The organism is Pseudomonas sp. PME37.24/006 (assembly GCF_055556635.1).
The window spans coordinates 1-269 of record NZ_JBVHNL010000116.1 but is presented as its reverse complement, the minus strand read 5'-3'; the positions used below and the strand labels follow the sequence as shown (position 1 = coordinate 269).

Sequence of the window (269 nt, the reverse complement as noted above, 5' to 3'; positions counted from 1 at the left end):
GCTCGCGGCTCAACAGCATGGCATCGCCATAACTAAAAAAGCGATAACGCTCGGCAATGGCATGGGCATACACCGCACGCATGGTGTCATAACCGGCAAAGGCCGACACCAGCATTAACAGGGTGGACTTGGGCAGATGAAAATTGGTGATCAACCTGTCGACCGTATGAAAGCGATAACCCGGCGTAATGAAAATGCTGGTCTCCGCCGCACCTGCCTTGAGTGTGCCATCTTGTGAGGCCGCTTCCAGCGCACGCAGGCTGGTGGTA

The 269-nt window shown here is 55.4% G+C and carries 1 protein-coding gene; it reads right to left on the bottom strand.

Translation table 11 applies throughout. The features are described from left to right. The coding region (locus tag ACZ3GY_RS24070) for an S-adenosylmethionine:tRNA ribosyltransferase-isomerase (RefSeq protein ID WP_465912264.1) at positions 1-269 on the bottom strand (269 nt) is incomplete at both ends.